This is a genomic window from Amycolatopsis anabasis (assembly GCF_009765355.1).
In the GTDB taxonomy this organism is placed as follows: Bacteria; Actinomycetota; Actinomycetes; order Mycobacteriales; family Pseudonocardiaceae; genus Amycolatopsis; species Amycolatopsis anabasis.
Genome location: NZ_VTHK01000071.1, coordinates 1 through 15,769 on the forward strand (window position 1 = coordinate 1; position 15,769 = coordinate 15,769).

20 protein-coding genes and 1 pseudogene are annotated in these 15,769 nt (G+C 67.5%); 6 read left to right on the plus strand and 15 right to left on the minus strand.

What is annotated here, in order from left to right; genetic code table 11:
* The 15 genes from FXO23_RS44630 to FXO23_RS44700 all read right to left on the minus strand — a co-directional run.
* A partial coding sequence (locus tag FXO23_RS44630) for a reverse transcriptase domain-containing protein (protein ID WP_246258444.1) occupies positions 1-789 on the minus strand: 789 nt, incomplete at its 3' end.
* 1,163 nt (positions 790-1,952) lie between these two features.
* Positions 1,953-2,318 carry a hypothetical protein gene (locus FXO23_RS44635; protein ID WP_158893987.1) on the minus strand — a complete coding sequence of 122 codons (366 nt, stop codon included), beginning with the start codon at positions 2,316-2,318 and terminating at the stop codon, positions 1,953-1,955.
* Between the two features lie 389 nt (positions 2,319-2,707).
* Positions 2,708-2,944 carry a response regulator transcription factor gene (locus FXO23_RS44640; protein WP_158893989.1) on the minus strand — a complete coding sequence of 79 codons (237 nt, stop codon included), beginning with the start codon at positions 2,942-2,944 and terminating at the stop codon, positions 2,708-2,710.
* 101 nt (positions 2,945-3,045) lie between these two features.
* On the minus strand, positions 3,046-3,867 hold the full coding sequence (locus FXO23_RS44645) for a helix-turn-helix transcriptional regulator (protein ID WP_158893991.1): 822 nt from the start codon (positions 3,865-3,867) through the stop codon (positions 3,046-3,048).
* Between the two features lie 142 nt (positions 3,868-4,009).
* Positions 4,010-6,004: a hypothetical protein gene (locus FXO23_RS44650; RefSeq protein WP_158893993.1), complete on the minus strand. Its 1,995-nt coding sequence runs from the start codon at positions 6,002-6,004 to the stop codon at positions 4,010-4,012.
* Between the two features lie 283 nt (positions 6,005-6,287).
* The gene (locus FXO23_RS44655) at positions 6,288-6,482 is read right to left on the minus strand and encodes a hypothetical protein (RefSeq protein WP_218952349.1); all 195 of its coding nucleotides are present in this window, start codon (positions 6,480-6,482) and stop codon (positions 6,288-6,290) included.
* A 1-nt stretch (position 6,483) separates the two neighbouring features.
* Positions 6,484-6,951 carry a hypothetical protein gene (locus FXO23_RS44660; RefSeq protein ID WP_158893997.1) on the minus strand — a complete coding sequence of 156 codons (468 nt, stop codon included), beginning with the start codon at positions 6,949-6,951 and terminating at the stop codon, positions 6,484-6,486.
* On the minus strand, positions 6,887-7,267 hold the full coding sequence (locus FXO23_RS44665) for a hypothetical protein (RefSeq protein WP_158893999.1): 381 nt from the start codon (positions 7,265-7,267) through the stop codon (positions 6,887-6,889). The genes FXO23_RS44660 and FXO23_RS44665 overlap by 65 nt, the downstream gene beginning before the upstream one ends.
* Positions 7,268-7,287: 20 nt before the next feature.
* Complete coding sequence (locus FXO23_RS44670; protein ID WP_158894001.1) at positions 7,288-7,653, minus strand: hypothetical protein; 366 nt, start codon at positions 7,651-7,653, stop codon at positions 7,288-7,290.
* On the minus strand, positions 7,650-7,898 hold the full coding sequence (locus FXO23_RS44675; RefSeq protein WP_158894003.1) for a hypothetical protein: 249 nt from the start codon (positions 7,896-7,898) through the stop codon (positions 7,650-7,652). The genes FXO23_RS44670 and FXO23_RS44675 overlap by 4 nt, the downstream gene beginning before the upstream one ends.
* Complete coding sequence (locus FXO23_RS44680) at positions 7,895-8,368, minus strand: hypothetical protein (RefSeq protein ID WP_158894005.1); 474 nt, start codon at positions 8,366-8,368, stop codon at positions 7,895-7,897. Before FXO23_RS44680 ends, FXO23_RS44675 begins: the two co-directional genes overlap by 4 nt.
* 699 nt (positions 8,369-9,067) lie before the next feature.
* Positions 9,068-10,147, minus strand: coding sequence for a S1 family peptidase (locus FXO23_RS44685; RefSeq protein WP_158894007.1), 1,080 nt, complete (start codon positions 10,145-10,147; stop codon positions 9,068-9,070).
* Between the two features lie 61 nt (positions 10,148-10,208).
* The gene (locus FXO23_RS44690) at positions 10,209-10,625 is read right to left on the minus strand and encodes a hypothetical protein (protein WP_158894009.1); all 417 of its coding nucleotides are present in this window, start codon (positions 10,623-10,625) and stop codon (positions 10,209-10,211) included.
* Positions 10,615-11,025, minus strand: coding sequence for a hypothetical protein (locus tag FXO23_RS44695; RefSeq protein ID WP_158894011.1), 411 nt, complete (start codon positions 11,023-11,025; stop codon positions 10,615-10,617). The genes FXO23_RS44690 and FXO23_RS44695 overlap by 11 nt, the downstream gene beginning before the upstream one ends.
* Positions 11,022-11,270 carry a hypothetical protein gene (locus FXO23_RS44700; protein WP_158894013.1) on the minus strand — a complete coding sequence of 83 codons (249 nt, stop codon included), beginning with the start codon at positions 11,268-11,270 and terminating at the stop codon, positions 11,022-11,024. The genes FXO23_RS44695 and FXO23_RS44700 overlap by 4 nt, the downstream gene beginning before the upstream one ends.
* 266 nt (positions 11,271-11,536) lie before the next feature.
* Here FXO23_RS44700 and FXO23_RS44705 point away from each other — a divergent pair, with 266 nt between their 5' ends.
* The 6 genes and pseudogenes from FXO23_RS44705 (at position 11,537) to FXO23_RS51275 (ending at position 15,611) form a co-directional block, all read left to right on the plus strand.
* Complete coding sequence (locus tag FXO23_RS44705; protein ID WP_158894015.1) at positions 11,537-12,409, plus strand: helix-turn-helix domain-containing protein; 873 nt, start codon at positions 11,537-11,539, stop codon at positions 12,407-12,409.
* The gene (locus FXO23_RS44710; RefSeq protein ID WP_158894017.1) at positions 12,406-12,624 is read left to right on the plus strand and encodes a DUF397 domain-containing protein; all 219 of its coding nucleotides are present in this window, start codon (positions 12,406-12,408) and stop codon (positions 12,622-12,624) included. The genes FXO23_RS44705 and FXO23_RS44710 overlap by 4 nt, the downstream gene beginning before the upstream one ends.
* 648 nt (positions 12,625-13,272) lie before the next feature.
* Positions 13,273-13,749, plus strand: a complete 477-nt coding sequence (locus tag FXO23_RS44715; RefSeq protein ID WP_158894019.1) for a hypothetical protein — start codon at positions 13,273-13,275, stop codon at positions 13,747-13,749.
* A gap of 266 nt (positions 13,750-14,015) precedes the next feature.
* Complete coding sequence (locus FXO23_RS44720) at positions 14,016-14,270, plus strand: hypothetical protein (protein WP_158894021.1); 255 nt, start codon at positions 14,016-14,018, stop codon at positions 14,268-14,270.
* 466 nt (positions 14,271-14,736) lie between these two features.
* Positions 14,737-15,081 (plus strand): annotated as a pseudogene (locus FXO23_RS52820) (NUDIX domain-containing protein); the annotation flags it as partial.
* A 116-nt stretch (positions 15,082-15,197) separates the two neighbouring features.
* Positions 15,198-15,611, plus strand: coding sequence for a hypothetical protein (locus tag FXO23_RS51275; protein ID WP_158894023.1), 414 nt, complete (start codon positions 15,198-15,200; stop codon positions 15,609-15,611).
* The last annotated feature ends 158 nt before the right edge of the window (positions 15,612-15,769 follow it).

Consider the following 15,769-nt stretch of genomic DNA (forward strand, 5'->3'; position numbering starts at 1 on the left):
CATCAGCCGAACCTCCGTCCAACGTGATCCACTCACAACGTGCACCTTTCGTGTCGCACTCCCACCCTGCGGGGTGCCGGTATCAGAGTCCTCGCGGTCGCCGGTCTCGGTCATCACACCGGCCTTGAGGAACGCCTTCACCAGCAGCAGCAGCACGCGTTTGTCCTTCACCCGAGCGCGCACCCGGTCCATCAGGGCCGTATGGTCGATCGAGTCGAAGCACGCCTCGATATCCGCGTCCAGCACCCACCGATAACCGCGGGAGCCGAACATGTGGATCTCGGCGATCGCGTCCTGCGCCCGCCGCTTCGGCCGGAACCCATACGAAACCGGCAGAAAGCCTGCCTCGAAAATCGGTTCCAGCACCAGCTTCAACGCCGCCTGGACCACCCGATCCGCGATGGTCGGGATGCCCAGCTTGCGGAGCTTCCCCGAACCACCGGGCTTCGGGATCCTGCGCTCCCGCACCGGCACCGGCCGGAACGAGCCCTCCTTGAGGGACATACGCAGGTCGTCCAGGAACCCCGGGACACCCAGGCGCTGCTCGACATCGGCGGCGGTGAGACCGTCAACACCGGGCGTGTTCGCGCCCCGGTTGCCCGCGACCCGGTGAAACGCCACGATCAGCGTCGCCGGGTCATGCACGAAGTTGAACACATCGTCGAACCTGCGGCCGGGATCGGCCGCCGCCCCACGGTGAAGCTTGGCCTGCATCTCCGATACCCGCTGCCACGACCCCTTCGAGACCTCGGCCGGGGCACCACCGTTCGGTGGTGCGTCTTTCGGCATTACAGCCACCATCTCCTATCCATCCGCTGTCGCCCTTCCCCATGCACCGGGCTTTCCCCGGCTCGGAGTACTACGGCGACTCCGCCCCACCCCGGGCCGACCGGTCGACGATGAACCCAGCCCAACCATCCACAATGGATTCATGGCGGAGGGCGAGACCCGGGGTGGTTCCCGTGTTCACTGCGGTTCGCTTGATCGAGGAGGAGCCCGACTCTGCCCCTGCGGTCTCGCCGCGCCTACGCCGCAGGCTTTCAGCGCGGCCTTCCGAGCCGTCGGCTTCACCACCCGGAAGTTCCCCAACCGCCGCTACAACGGCAGGGACGCACCGCTCCCGGCCCACATCCACCAGATTCGAGCCGGTAAACCATTGAGAGGCTTTACGACATCGGTTCCTCGCGTGCTCCTTTCGATCCCGCTCGCCGGACCCGCACCATCTGGCAGTACTGGCACGTCCCGGCTTTGTCAGGGCTGCTCCCAGCCTCCCCGGCACCTCCCGGATCAGCCTGCCCTCAGCTCCTGCCGGGCCGCTGCGACGACCCGACGGTGGTGGCCTCTCACCTCCACTCAAACCACAGCGCCTCACGGCGCACGAAACCCGTAATCAACGCCTTCGCCATCACCTTCGGTGACCGCTGGCCGGGAGCCGAAACCTACTAACCAAAACCGCCGGAAACACCGATCACGGGATAGACCCGCATGCTTCGCGTTCGATCGAGCATGCCTGTATGGATTGGGCTGCTAGGTGTACTGACTCGCATCGTTGTTGATCGTTGGCGCGGATGGTTGATCTCAGATGCCGTACTGAGTTGGACGGGCTGCGCCGGGCGGCCCCGGTGTCGGGGTGTGGCTGTGGGGCATGGGAATGCGCGGCTGACGCCGCATGGTCGACTGGTCTGGTCGTGCGGATTGCGGCGGGCCGTCCGGTGGCGCAATTCGCCGCCGAGATGGTCGGCGGGCCCTGGCTCCCGAACGCCCCGACTCTGCCGTCCGGCGTCCCTCGCCTCCGCGGGCTTTATGTCGCAGCAACAAGAGGAAAACGTGATCTACATAATGACCGCTGAGCTATCCGAGAGGTTCTGGGGTGAAATTTGTCAATCGTCGTCCGTGTATATGGTGCTTTGTGTGTATGCAGAAGGTGTTGTGTATCCGGATCATTCCCCTCGTCATTGATCGCCGAAGATCCGCACAGCCACCCCGGGTGGCGGGCCGAGTCGCAGGGTCCAGTTGGCGAGCGCGGTGTTCCGCGTGCGGTAACCGGCTTCAGCGTCGGAAGTCCAGATCCCTCGCCTTGCGGCCTGGTCGCGTCTCGCGCGTTCCTTGGTCATTTCATCGTAGAATCGCAGCAGGGCTTGATGTCCGGCAGTAGTGCCCTCCTCGGTGGAGAGATAGCTCGAGATTGCCTCGGTTAATCCGGCGTCATTGAAGACGGAATTATCTAATACTGATCTCCACAAGACCCCGTCGCTGTTGGCTACCGTGACGCGCTCTGGGTTGGCTACCTTTATGGAAAAGGTGAACCAGCGGGACATCCCGCCAATCTCACTGCGGTCGTCGATGGCGCCAAGATAGCTGCCGACTTCGGTTACTCCTAAGCCGGTAGTCGTCCGGACCGACCGTACCAGTGCGGCATCGAGTTCTTCACCAGCCTTGACCGTACCTCCAGGCAGAGTTCAGAGAGTCGGCGCGGACGTACGCGCCCGGGCTACCAGAAGCAGCCTTCCTTGATGAGACACCAATCCATGCACGCCGATACTTTTAATACCGGCATTTTCAGCAGCTTCACGTAATGTCTTGTAAGTGCTCATTGATTATCGTCTCTTCAGTTAGTTCCTATTTCGGGATGGGTACGGGCCGTACCCGCACTCGACCTTGCGACGAGCGGTTGACGTTGTCCGGAGGGTTCTTGCTCGAATTCGCCTCATGACCCGGGGCCTTCGCGGGTCGTCCGCTGGACATAACCAGGAACGACCCTGCCTGTTTCGTAGGCCCAGACGACGAGCCCCACACGGCTCAGTACACGGGTACGTTCGAGGATCGCTTTTACGTGAGTGCGGACGGTCTCCTCGGCTATGCCGAGCTCGCGGGCGATCTGTTGATTGGTTTTCTCCCGGAGGATGAGTTGCAGCACGTCGTCGTGTCGTTTGGACAGTGGCACCCGTAGCGCCCCCTGTCCGAGTGGTCGGAGGGGCGCGGGCTCCTGGACGCGTTGGAGGGCCTGTTCCACGGTTGCGAGAGATGCGGGAGGCTGCGCTCGGCTCATCGGTTATTCCCTCCGGCTCGTGTGCTGATCAACGCGCTGGAGCCGGTCTCACGGAGGCGCGGCTGCTCGCGCAGTCCTCCGCCGCGGCTGTCGCACACTGTGGTGAGTTGCTCCGTACTGGATCGGGCGAGCTGGCCATATCGACGGCGCAGTTCTTGCAGCTTCGCCCGTTCCGCTGCCAAGAGGTGATACAGCTCCACGCTGCTGGGGAGGCTGGACGTGAGTTCGTGGTCGGTCAGGGCGGCGGTGCAGTAGCCCGACTCGTAGGCCCAAACAGCGAGTTCAGTGCGGTTGTGTGTATCGGTCTTGCCGTAGATCACCTGCAGGCGCGACTTCGCGGCCTCAACGCTTGCGCCACCGAGCTCGCGGCCGATCTCCAAGTTGGAGTTTCCGAGCAGCACGGAGTCCAGCACGTGCCGCTGTCTCTGGGAAAGGCCGAGGGATGTCGCGTTAGGACGAGGTTCCGACTGAGATGAGAACAGGTCCGGCAGGTGAGGGTCGGAGCGGGTGGCCTCCGTCGTGGCCGGCTGCCCGGTGAGCTGTTCATAACGGCGGCGCAGATCGTGACTTTTCGCTCGTTCGATCGCGATGAGGTGGGCCAGCCGCGCGCGGTTCGTCAGGTCATGGGTGATTTTGCGCTCGGCGTGGGTGGCGGTGCGGTAGCCCGTCTCATACGCCCAGACGACGAGGCCGGTGTTGTCGTTCGCGCCGATACGGAAGGAGACCTCGTGGAGGCGGGTGGTGACCGTGGTCAAGCTGAGAAGGAGTCTCCGCGCGATTTCTGGACGGTTGATTCCCTGCAGGGCGAGATCCAGCACTCGCCGGTGTTTCTCGGGAAGGTCGATGGGGCGGGCTGGCTTGCCGGGTTGTGGTGGCGGAAGCCTGGGGCCACTGAGTCCGCGAGGCATGTCGTGTTGTCTCCGTTCGGATGGTGTGGTGACATCTGGGACCGCTCGCTGGTCACTCGTTGTCGGCGTCCCGCCGCTCGCAGCGGTCGCGGAGGTCTTGGAGTTTGGCGCGTTCGGCGGCGCGGGCGGCCAGGCCGGTGTCGGCGAGGTCGGCCAGTGCGCGCGCCGTGGCGACGTTGCCGCGGGCGAGTTCGAGTTCTCCGAGCCGGAGGCGGGTGCAGGCCAGGTTGTGGGCATCGGGTTCGGTGTCGCGTGTGAACAGTGTCTGCGCGGTCTTCAGGGCGGCTTCGGCTTCGTTCTCGCGCCCGGGGAGTTTGAGGAGTTGCTCGCCGGTCGCCATCAGGGCGATGGCCCGGCTCCGGTGGCGGTGGAGTCGGTCGTATCCGGTGGCGGCTAGCGCGAAGCGGTACGCGGCGTGCTCGTGGTCGCCGACGAGGGCGGCGAGGATGCCGAACGTGCGGTGCGCCTTGGCTGCCGCGCGATCGTCGCAGTGGGCTTTCGCCCAGTGGTCGGCTTGTTCGGCCAGCGCGCGGGCGGTGTCGGCGTTGCCCAGGTAGGCCTCGCTGCGTGCCTGCCGGTGGAGCGCGCTGATCTCGGCCGCGGGGTCGTGGCACTTCCGCGCGGCCTGGACGGCGAGTTCGCTGAGCTGGGCGCCGAGGCCGTGGTCGCCGAGCTGGATGACCGCGACGGCCCAGGCGTGTTCGATCCGGGTCACCTCGCGGAAGTGCCCGGCCTGCATGGCCATCTCGAGCACCGGCAGGAGCGCGGCGCGGCGTGCGTCGAGCCAGTCGAGGGCGGTGTCCCGGTCGTCGAGCCGAGCGGGTAGCGAGAAACCTGTGGCCCCGGCCGGGGGGTGCCACTCCAGCGCCGAGCGGCGCGGCATGACGCTGGCGGCGGCCTTGCGCGCGGTCTCGACGAACCACTGCACCTGGCTCCACCGCAGGCTCGCGGATACCGGCTCGGTCTTGGCCTGCCGGTAGGCGTGCTCGTGGACGGTGGGGTCCAGGCGGTAGGTGTCCTCACCGGTTTCCAGGACCAGCTTGTCCCGCACGAAGTTGTCGAGCAGTTCGCCGGCGAATTCGGCCGTCAGCAGTCCCGAGAGGAGGGAGAGGAGGAGTGTCTTGTCGAACTCGGCGTCAGGAGCCGTGACACCCAGCGCGCGATACAGGTAGCACTGCGGGCGGGTGAACGTGGCGTGGACGGTGTTGAGGGCTTCCAGGGTGTAGGTCATCGCGGTTTCTGTGATCGAGGCACCGTCGTGGTGCGGGGTGCCGAGGCGGTTGAGGAGTTTCGGTAGCGAGCCGTCTCCGACGGAGGCGCTGATGATCAGCGGCATGATCGAGCCGGGGCGGCCGCCGGTGTATGCGGTGACGAGGTCGGCCACGGCCGGATCACCGTTGGCGTAGTCGTGGCCGAGGTAGGCCGCCAGCATCTGATCGACCCCCCGCCTGGTCAGCGCGGGTATCTCGATGCGGCGGCCGCCGGTGGCGATCAGCTCGGGCAGCGGCCGCCGACTGGTGACGAGGGTGAGGGCCTCGGGGGAGGCGGGCACCAGCGGCAGCACCTGGGTGCCGCTGAGGCCTGCCTCAGCCAGGACGGCGAGCCGTTTGCCCGCGGTCACCGACCGGTAGAGCAGCACGCGTTCGGCTGCTTCCTGCGGTACCTGTTCCGGCGGGATTCCGAGGGCGCGCAGGGCCATGCCGAGCGCGTCGGTGGCGGCGGTCGCGTTGAGATCGAGGTAGAGCTGCCCGTCGGCGAACTCGTCCTGGCGGTCGAGCAGCCACGTGATCGCGAGCGCTGTCGTGCCCATGCCGCGGTCGGCGAACAGGTTCACGACCCGCGCGCGGCCGCCGCGCCGCTGGGCGAGGTCAGCGATCCGGGCCAGGTCGTCGACCCGGTTGGCGAACTCGCCGTAGAGGGGCAGCTGGCGGGGGACGAGTTTCGGCTTCTGGGGTGAGAAGTAGATGGGTCCGTGGATCGTGCTGGCCTGGACCACCTGCCCGTGGTTCGTGCCGGACAGGGTCGAGGTGACCTGCTGGTCGGTCATGCGCCGCTCCCCGGCGATTCCCGGGGCGTGCTGCTCCCTTCGAGGTTGGGGGCGGGTCGGCTGTGTGGTCGCGGAACGGGGTCGGTCACGTCGAGGTCTCCGGTCGGTATGGGCTGGGTTGGCAGGTCAGGTGGTTCCGGCTCGGTGGCCGGTGGACGGCGGGCTTCAGGTCGTGGTGGTGGCCGGTTGGCGCGGCGTGTCCACCAGGTGAGCAGCCCGAAGGGCACGGCGAAGAGCACGGCGGGGCCTTGCCAGATGCCCAAGGCGAGCCACAGCACCGTGGTCATCGGTTGGGCTCGCCGCGAGCGGGCGGGGCGGCCAGCTCCAGGGTGAGCAGGTGGACCGCCAGGGTGAGGGCGACGGTGCCGAGCACGGCGAAGAGCGCGGCGAGCACGAAGAGGATGGCGGCCGCCACGAGCAGGGCGGCCGCCATCGAACCGGCGGGTCCGCTGTGGATCGGGGTGAACCAGTCCCACACGTCACGCTCCGGACGGGGCATCGAAGCGGTCGCCGCAGTTCTCGCAGACGGCCACCCCGTCGATGGTGTGGAACTCGCGGGATCGGCACACGAAGCAGCGCGGCACCAGGCGGGCGCGGCCGGGCCGACCGTCCTGGTCGACGGTGTCATTCGGGCAGTTCTCGGAGCCGTCCGCGTGCACGGCCACGTCCGAGTCGGGCACGGTCCGGAGTTGCCCGCCGCAGGTGGCGCACTGCGGGAGATAGTCGACCAGGTGGACGACGTATCGTGCGCTGTCGCCCGGCGGCGGTGGGGGCACCGCGTAGCTGTCCAGTTCGTAGCGTTCGGCGTGCTTGCCGGGGTGGCGGAGCCGCCGGACGCGGCCGCACCGTTCGACGCCGTGGGCGTCCTTGCCGACGATGAGGTCACCCGGCTCGGCCTGGGCCAGCCGGGTCGAGGTGCGGCGGCGGGTCGGTGGGCTGGTGGTCACAAGGGTTCCCTTCTCTTGGTGTCGGAACGGGTGGAGCCGGTGGGGGAGTGGAGCGGACCAGGACGCGGAAGCGGTGTCCTGCGCGGACGGTGCGGCTTGTGGCGTTGGACAGGCTCAGGCGCACCCGAACGATCGTCCACTGTGGACGCCAGGTGAGGCGTTTCGGTCCGAGCAGGGGTTTCCGTTCCGTGCGCGTGGTCACGACGCCGATGCTGCAACTGCGGAACCGGGGAAGGATCTCGTCGCCGGGTTCGAGTTCGTCGGCGCGTTTGACGACGCTCGCGTCCGGGCCGGTGGTGATCAGCGTCCAGGTCATCGCGGTCTCCCAAGGGATGGTCAGGCGGGTGGGATGGTCCTTCCGGGGTTGCGGGTGGTTCGGGGTCTGGAGACGAGGGCCGTGCCGATCAGGGCGAATCGCGCGAGGCCGCCGCCGGGATCCAGCTCGTCCGCGGTCGGTGCGTGGTCGACGGGACGAACCCGCCGCTGGTAGGGCGGATGGGGACGGCGTGCGCGACCGGATCGGAACCGCAGGTTCAGGTCGGGACGCCAGCCATCGGCGAGCAGGCTGGCCAGCCGGTCGCGGAGGCGTCCCGCGACGGTGGCCGGGGAACGGTGCCGGACAAGGTGGACAAGCTGGCGAGTCTCGGATTCAGGGCTGCGCGCTCCACCGCGCTCGGGCTCGGCGAGGATCAGGGTGCTCATGGCGCGCTCCCGGATGCCCGCGCGGCCGCGATCAGCACACCCACGTCGCGGAACCGGTCCCGGGCCGCGTCGATGTCCCGGTCCAGCTGGGCATACCCGCCTCCACATCCGAGGCAGAAGGCCGCTCTCGCGCAGGACCGCAAAGCCACGAGCACCTTCCTGAGGTGTGCGTGCTCGGCTTCCAGTTCGGCGAGGGTCCGCGCGGCCGCGGCGGGTGTCGGGTGCTCGGTCGTCGCGCAACTCATGACCGCTCGGCTTCCGCGTTCCCGTCGGGCACCGGGGATGCCTCGTCGACGACGGCGTTGATGGACCGGCGCATCTCGGAAAGATGGACGCGGGCGAACGGGTCGCCGAGGTACGCGCGGCGCCCACTGTCCAGCAACGCGGCGGCGAACAGGTCGTCCTCGTTCGGGCCGATGTCGATGCCGAACTCGGTGGCCAGGTAGTGGGCGGCCTGCTCCAGGCTGACCTGCTTGCGTGCGGTGTCGCTCGGGATCGGCGTGATCTTGAGCTTGGCGAGGTCGGGCTTGTCGAGCCCGAACACGTCCAGCGCCGTGACCACGGCCTGCTCCGCGAGGTCCTCCTCCTCGGGCTCTCGGTACAGCGTGAACTCGTGGACCTCGCGGCCTTCCGACCGGTAGACGCCCTTTTTCGCCTGGCACGCGTGGTAGGCGGTGTCGTCGCCGCCGTACTCGATGAAATGCCGGATCTCCATCGAGGATTCGGTAAGGGGCGGGTTTTCCCCGGTCTTCTTATCCGGTTCTGGCCCGACGATAAGAACGTGCACTTCTACGAGGCCGGGCGCTAGCACCCTCGGCTGTGTTCTCACGAGTTCATTTCCTCCGGTTTCGCGTTTTCCGTTGCGTGGCAAAGCGGGTCTGGGTGGCGAGGACCACCGGCCGCATGGTGATGGCGAACCGGCGAACCTCCGGGGCGGTTCGCCGCGGCGGGTGATCCTCGCCTTCGCAGGGCAGGCAGACCTACTGGGACCGCCGCCGAGGTCGTGCCTGCCGTGGCTGGAGGGGCGGAACCCAGGTCCTGGGTGTGATCAGGCCCTCACCGGGGCGTCATGATCCGGTCCTCACCGTGGGCCCGAATCCGCGGTGTGACCTGGGTTCCGCCGGGGAGCGACCTGCCGAGCGCCGCCCGGCCACGTTGGGGATCGCCCTGTGAGCCGAGGGGTGCTGCGTGCGGGTCGCGGGTTGGGCCCCCGTCCGGCCTCGAGGAGAGCTTTCGCTCGAGACCGGAGGGGAGACTGCATTCCGGGCACGTTTCCTTTCTTAAACAATGCATATTGTCTAACATTTAAAACCTTAGACAATGTGCATTGCGTTAACAACAAGCATTTACCCGATACAAAAGGCGGGCACGCCATCTCCGCGCCATTCCCCCGATGACGTGCCCGCGTATTCATTTACAATCCCGCCGCAGTCAATTCACGATTCGCGGCCGAGACACCCGGCGGCAGCTGGAAGACGACCTGCTTCATCCACGGCAGGTACGCCGACAGGTCGGTGTAGACGGCGGGGGTCGCGCCGCAGAGCTGTTCGCCCGCGCCGCGGCTGGTCAGGCCGACCACGACCCGCCAATCATCACCCTGCTGCTGGAGCCCGCCGGTGCCGGAGTCGCCGTTGCACGGGCCGCCGAACGCATCGGCCAGGCAGTACTCGCCCTCGCCGATGCCCGCCGCCGCGCACTCGGACGGGTCGAGGAACGGGACGTCGATCTGCCGCAGCCGCATCGGCAGCTTGTCGCTGCGGTCGGGAGTGGTGTAGCCCCAGCCGATCTCCCGCATCAACCTCTGCCGGTCGGCGGGCAGGACCAGCGCGGGTTTCAGGTTGACCGGCCCGGACAGGCGCAGCAGCGCGACATCACCGGGACCGGTCCACCCCCAGGACGGGTGCCGGACGATCTGGGAGATGCCGACGACCACGCCGCCGTGCTTGCGGTCCAGCGAACCGAACCGGATCCGGAACTGCGCCGGGTCGGTCCAGTCGATCCCCTCGGTGCGGGTGCGCGAGGCGAGCGACACCAGGCTGGCCTGGGCCGGGTTCTCGGCCCGGCCGCCGAGCGCCGAGGCAGGCATGTTGTCCACGCAGTGCGCGGCGGTGACCGCCCACTGCCCGTACCTGTCACCGAGCCACCCGGTGATCAGGCTCGCGCCGCAGCTGTGGAAGCCGTCCTCGCCCTTGTAGCGCTTGACCTGCAGCGACCCGACGAACGAGTAAGGCTGCTTGACCTCCTCGCCGCCGACGATCATCGGCGACACATCGCCGCCGCCCTCGGGGTTCGCCGCCGCGCGAAGGGCCAGCGGGTCAGCCGGGATGCCCGGACCCGGCTGACCCTGCTGGTCGTGCGCCAGGCCGGCGGCCTGGCTGATGGCGGCCGGGGCCTCCGGCGCGGTCGCGTCCGGACTGGACACCACGACTCCGGTGGTCAAACCCGCCGCCACCGCGGCGACGCCCGCGACGAGTATCGCGATTCTCTTCTTCACCTTCACCTCTCTATTTCTGTTGTGTGCCAACAAAACTGCGAGCCGCAACGGCTCGCAGGCCTCAGGGCGGGACCGGGCCGTCGACCAGGCCGCCCTCACCGTCCGCGTCGATGCCACGGAGCGGGCCGGTGTCGTTGATCGGGTCGAGCGCGGGCGGCAGCTCGCCGAACCGCGCGATCCACCAGTTCGCAGCGGGGTCCGGTGCCTCGCCCTGGTCACGCGCGGGTGGCCTGCCAGAGGCGGGGAACCAGGTCGCCACGGCGAGCACGCAGCACTTCCGGCACAGCACCGGGGCGTTGCCGGGGCGTCCTTCCCAGACGGTGAGCACCCGCGCATGACACAACCCGCGATGCGGACCGCCCGCCCACACGATGTGGGTGAACTGGCGGTCCGCCGGGACGTGGGGCGCGGGCGTGCCGAACCAGACACCGGGGATGCCCCGGCCCGTGTCGATCCAGCGGAAGGCATCACGCGACATCAGCCCTGCTCACCGACAGCGCCCGAACCTTCGCGGCCGCTTCGGCGGCACGACGTTCGGTACGTTCCCACGGCTGCGCGACCGTCGTGATCTCGCTGGGAACGAGGTTCGTCTCCACCCAGCGAAGCGTCGGTATACGGAACCGGACAGGGAAGGTGTAGCCGCGCCACCACCACTCGTAGCGCAGGACCGTGCCCACGCGCTCCACACCCTCGTGGATGAACCGGACCTCGGTATCCGGCCAAGGGCGCTTGTTCGTCGGCTTGAACCGACCGAGCGCCTCCGCCTCGCCGGGCACAGCCATGCTGGCCGGTCGCTCATAGCCGCCGGGAAGGTCACGCTCGTCCGGCTCGTCGACCTGGAGATCCGCGAGCAAAGACGACAGCTCCCGGCCGCTCATAGCGCCAGCCCCAAGGTCATCCTGCGCAGCTCGTCATCGAACCGCGACAGCTCCACCAGCGCGCCGTCCAGCGACCGTTGACAGTGCGGGCAGTGCGGGCAGTCCGCGTCCGACGTAGGTCTCGCGGTCACGAACACGCCGCACACCGCGTCGATGACGCTCCCGGCCTCCGGCGTTGCTGGGCCCGTCAGGCCGGCGTGCTTCCTTCTGTCGACGCAATCCACCCAGAACACCGTCGTGCGCATGTCCGTTCGCACCCGCCTTCGCCTCGAAGCAGCGGATCGCCGCAGTTCGCAAGGACGCTGTCTCCGGGGGAGCCAGCCACAGGTGCAGGGCGACTCACTACACTGCTCGCTTCGTCACGTGTTTCGTCCGTCACCTGTGCCGTCACAGGTTACGACCGTCACATGTGACGCGCTAGTGGGTGTGCTGCGTCCGAATGAGTGATTCGTAAGCTTGGCTCCAGTTACCTACGGTGTCTCGGACGGACACCGATACGAGGAGGGCCCAGGTGGAGGTCACGTTCAGCGCCGACATCGCTCGTCGCGTCCTGATTTATCGGCTCCAGCAACTCGTCGCTGAAAAGCCCGTGAGCCAAGGCGTGATCGCTGAAGCGCTCGGCATGACGCGGACCGGGGTGACGAAGTTGCTGAACGGAACGAACCTGCCCTCCAAACCAGCACTCAAGGTCTTGGCCCAGGACGTGTTCCATATCAGCCAAAAGGAACTGGCTGACCTGCAAGATCTGCTCGCCACGGCGAAGCTCAAGCCGAAGACGAAGGGAGGACCGCCGCCCACGCGCACGAAGGACGACTTCACCCTCTTCATCGGGCTCGAAGCTCGAACGACTCACATCGAGAAGTTCGAGATGGCGGTAGTCACCGGGCTACTGCAGACCGATGACTACGCGCGGCGGATCATCTCGTATCACGCGTCGCTGACCGCAGGCATCGACATCGAGCAGGCCTTGGAGGTTCGACACGCGCGGCAGGCCGGAATTCTGCGGGACGAGAGCCCGACTGAACTCTGGTTTATCTGCGAGGAGCAAGCTCTCCGCCGACCGATCGGCGGGTCGAAGGTCATGGTCAAGCAGCTCGATCATCTGCTGGCCATGGCCGAGCGCCCCAACGTCACCTTCCAGGTGATCCCGCAGACTGTTGATGTTCACCCGGGACTTTCGGGGTCGTTCACACTGTTGCGGTTCGAGGATGACCGCAGGGTGGTGTACGAGGAGACAATGAAGTCGGCCTACTACTACGGCCAGGCGCGCGACGTGGAGGAGTACGAGCGGTCGATGAACCATCTCCGGCACTGCGCTCTGAAGCCGAAGCAGTCGCGCGACCTCGCGCTGACGATCAGGAAGGAGTTCCACCAGGAGCGATGAGACGACATCGAGAGATCACGAACTGGCGAAAGGCTCGCCGGAGCGTGCAGAACGGCGACTGTGTCGAGGTCGGCTGGACCACCGAAGTGGTCGGGTACCGCGACACCAAGCAGGCTGGACGCCAAACTGGCGCACAGCCGATGTTGCTGGTCAGCCTCGCGGCCCATGCCGCGTTCCTGGCCGCGATCCAGGCAGGCCGTGTCGACTCGGCCTGATCTTTTCGAGAAAGGCGAGGCCCCGGGCAAAGGTTGCTTGCCCGGGGCCTCGCCCGTTTCGCTGATCAGCGCGTGTTGCAACGGACGTCCGAACGGACATGTTGCCGATCGGCGTGCGCCCGGCGCAAGGTCCACACGCGTGTGTCACCCACGATTACCGCAGGTTGGCTGGCTGTGGCCGACGCGCCGACACGATGTAGGGAATTCCTGCCGTTCATCCACGGCGGCCCTGGTGCTGCGCTCCGCCGGGCGCATTTCGGCACCGGCGCGCGACCTCTCGACGGCCGTGATGATCTCCCGCGGTCACACCTACCGGCCTCGGCACAAGCACCCGGGCCGGTCGGCCCGGCCTGGGGCGGGTGGCGTGGGGCGGTGGCCAGGATCGCCATCGCGGTCTCGACGTCGACCAGCGCCGGGATCGGGACGCTGCGGATGTCGGCGCGCTAGGCCGCGAGCAGGGCGGCGAGCTCGGAACCGGTGTTCATGGGCGATACCTCGTACGGGGTGGGTCTAACGAATGTCGCGTGGTGATCAGCCCGCGTTACGCCGAACGGCCGTGCGGCGGACAACGTGTTGCGGTCGCCCGTCCGGGGGTTTCCCAAGCTGCAGCCGTCAGGTTCAGCATTGACCGCTACCCTCGCCGCTGCGTTGGCCGCCAACGATGGGGAGCTGGGGGAGGCGGGAGCCATGCGGGGCCAGGTGATCTACGTGGCCATCCCCGTGGACGGGCGCCTGGTGGTGCGCGAGGCCGACGAGGGCCTCGAGCGCCACGAGTGGGGTGTGCTGCAGGCCGGGCTGCTCGCCGCGATCCACGCCGACGTCGATCCTCTCCGCGGCCGCAGCAACGGGATCGCCCTGCCGGGCGGGTTGTGGGCGCGCATGGCCGACGACGCCGTACTCGATCGGAGTCGCTACCCGCGTAACCCGGTCGCGAGCAAGCTGCTCGCCGTACTCGGCGCCCCCGGCCGACGCTGCTTCGGCACGATCGTCCTCCTTCGCGAGGATCCCGAGACCGGGCTGATCACCTCACTCACCGACGAGCAGCTGGCCCAGGTTCGGAAGGCGCACGACCAGATCCACCGCCGCGGTTCCGCGTCGGAACCAGCCAGGCCCGGACCCAGCTGAAGCCGGAAGCGCGCACGGTCCGCAGGACTGGCGACGAAGTGCTCGACGACGCCAGCCCCAACATCACCCGATCGGGAACCGGCTTCGCGGACAAAGTCGCGTCATAGCCAGCTCCCTCGTTAGTGCCATGCATAGACAGACGCGCGAGACCCCCGTACGCCAACGCGTACGGGGTTTCTGCGTTTGTCCGGTAAGCGGGTGGGCTCCCCGATCTCCCCGAGGAGCCCACCCTTTTCGCCTCATCCGGGAAGGAGCCCCGGCGGACAATGACGAAAACGAAAGAGCCCGGTGATCATGACGGGAAACTCCCAGATTGGTCACCAGACGGCCGACACGGCCTGCTCGGCCTGGCCAAGATGGTGCTGGGGGACTGGGCACCAGCCCTGCGCGCGGCCCTGCTGCTGATCATCCTCATCCTCGGCGCGGCCGCCCTCATCGCAGTCGTCTCGCCCTGGATCAGCATCCCCGTGCTCGGCGCCGGCGGATACTGGATCACCGCTCGCCGCGCCCGCCGCAAGTAGTGGCGGGGCTCAGGGTTACCCGTGGCGGGTAACCTTGAGCCCCGCAAATTCAACCCGTACTGGTGTCCTTCAGCTTGCAATGTGCACGGCGGGAACAACACCGCCGATGGCTACGACGTTGCTAGGCCCGCACTCCTCGCCGGGGTTCTGAGGCTTCCCTTCCTGCACGGTGGTGGGTCAGTTGCCGCCGGGGCGTCCGGGTCCTGAGGCGGCCAGGCGGCGGAGGGCCTCGTCGGTGTCGAAGTTCACCTTGTCCCGTGCGGGGCGAACGCGTCGGGGCGGGATGTGCGGTTTGTTGATGGTGCCGAGCCGACGGATGTGGAAGGTTAGGTACGGCGATAGTCGAGCCAGTCCTCCCGCAGTGAGCGGCTCGCGGCGCGTCTGAGCTGGACAGCGGCCGTGGCAAGCTCCCGGCGTGATTAAACACTTCACGTCGAGTGTGTTCGTGTTCGCACATGTGAATGAGGTGTGGAAGCTGGGGTTGATCCGGCATCCTCGGCTTCAGCGGTGGATGAACCCTGGGGGCCACGTCGAACCGGGTGAGTCTGAGATCGATACGGCGGTTCGCGAGGTAGAGGAGGAGACCGGGCGGCGGGTGCGGTTGCTCCTACCGCCGGGTCCGGCGGTGCCCGCGCGCTTTCCGCGTGCTGTGCTGCCGATGCCGTGGTGGATCACCGAGCACTCGGTCCCCCCGGATTCTCGCTGTGCAGTGCGCCACACGCATGTGGATCATCATTTCGTTGGGCTTGTTACAGATCCCACCGTGATGGTTCGGGCCGCGGAGCATCCGTTTCGGTGGGTTGGACAGGATCAGCTGGACGACCACGCGATGTTCGCCGATACGCGGATTCTGGCCCGGCCGCTCTTCGAGCTGATGCCGTTGCTCAGTGCGACGACCACATCACCGGTGACGTCGAGACGGCCACGGTGGCAGGATTCGCCGCGGCTGAGACCGCCGACGACACTCTCAAGGGCGGCGCGGGCAACGACACCATCGTCGGCGAAGTCGACACCATCACGATCAACAGCGGTGCCCTCGTACTGCGGTCGGCCGATGACGACATCGACGGCGGGGACGGCGCCGACACCCTGGTAGGGGACCACGACACGCTGATCGGACCTGATGGGTCCTACCTCAGCGAAACCTACAAAGACAGGATCAAGGGCGGCGCCGGCAACGACACCATCTATGGCGACGAACGCGTCGGCAACAACGTCATCGGGGTAATCGCCGACGGCTGGTCGGACACCATCGACGGACAGTCCGGCACCGACACCGCCGATGCGGGCCCCGGCACCGACACCTGCACCAGTATCGAAGCCCCAACCAACTGCGAGTAACCATCGCCGTGGCGGCGGGGGCAAACCCCTGCCGCCACGGGAGTGTTCGACCTGATCCGCGCGGTCGGCGGCCTGAACTCCCCGCGCGCCCGGCTACGCGTGGTCAGCCGCCCCATCGGCGGCATCACCGAGGCCGCCGCATTCCACACCATGCCCGA

Excerpts from the sequence above, each read along its gene's own strand:
- FXO23_RS44680 (WP_158894005.1), bottom strand. The coding sequence starts at position 8,368 with ATGGAGATCCGGCATTTCATCGAGTACGGCGGCGACGACACCGCCTAC.
- FXO23_RS44690 (WP_158894009.1), bottom strand. The coding sequence starts at position 10,625 with ATGTCGCGTGATGCCTTCCGCTGGATCGACACGGGCCGGGGCATCCCC.
- FXO23_RS44695 (WP_158894011.1), bottom strand. The coding sequence starts at position 11,025 with ATGAGCGGCCGGGAGCTGTCGTCTTTGCTCGCGGATCTCCAGGTCGAC.
- FXO23_RS44720 (WP_158894021.1), top strand. The coding sequence starts at position 14,016 with ATGACGAAAACGAAAGAGCCCGGTGATCATGACGGGAAACTCCCAGAT.
- FXO23_RS44670 (WP_158894001.1), bottom strand. The coding sequence starts at position 7,653 with ATGAGCACCCTGATCCTCGCCGAGCCCGAGCGCGGTGGAGCGCGCAGC.
- FXO23_RS44665 (WP_158893999.1), bottom strand. The coding sequence starts at position 7,267 with ATGACCTGGACGCTGATCACCACCGGCCCGGACGCGAGCGTCGTCAAA.
- FXO23_RS44710 (WP_158894017.1), top strand. The coding sequence starts at position 12,406 with ATGAGACGACATCGAGAGATCACGAACTGGCGAAAGGCTCGCCGGAGC.
- FXO23_RS44650 (WP_158893993.1), bottom strand. The coding sequence starts at position 6,004 with ATGACCGACCAGCAGGTCACCTCGACCCTGTCCGGCACGAACCACGGG.
- FXO23_RS44675 (WP_158894003.1), bottom strand. The coding sequence starts at position 7,898 with ATGAGTTGCGCGACGACCGAGCACCCGACACCCGCCGCGGCCGCGCGG.
- FXO23_RS44700 (WP_158894013.1), bottom strand. The coding sequence starts at position 11,270 with ATGCGCACGACGGTGTTCTGGGTGGATTGCGTCGACAGAAGGAAGCAC.
- FXO23_RS44635 (WP_158893987.1), bottom strand. The coding sequence starts at position 2,318 with ATGTCCCGCTGGTTCACCTTTTCCATAAAGGTAGCCAACCCAGAGCGC.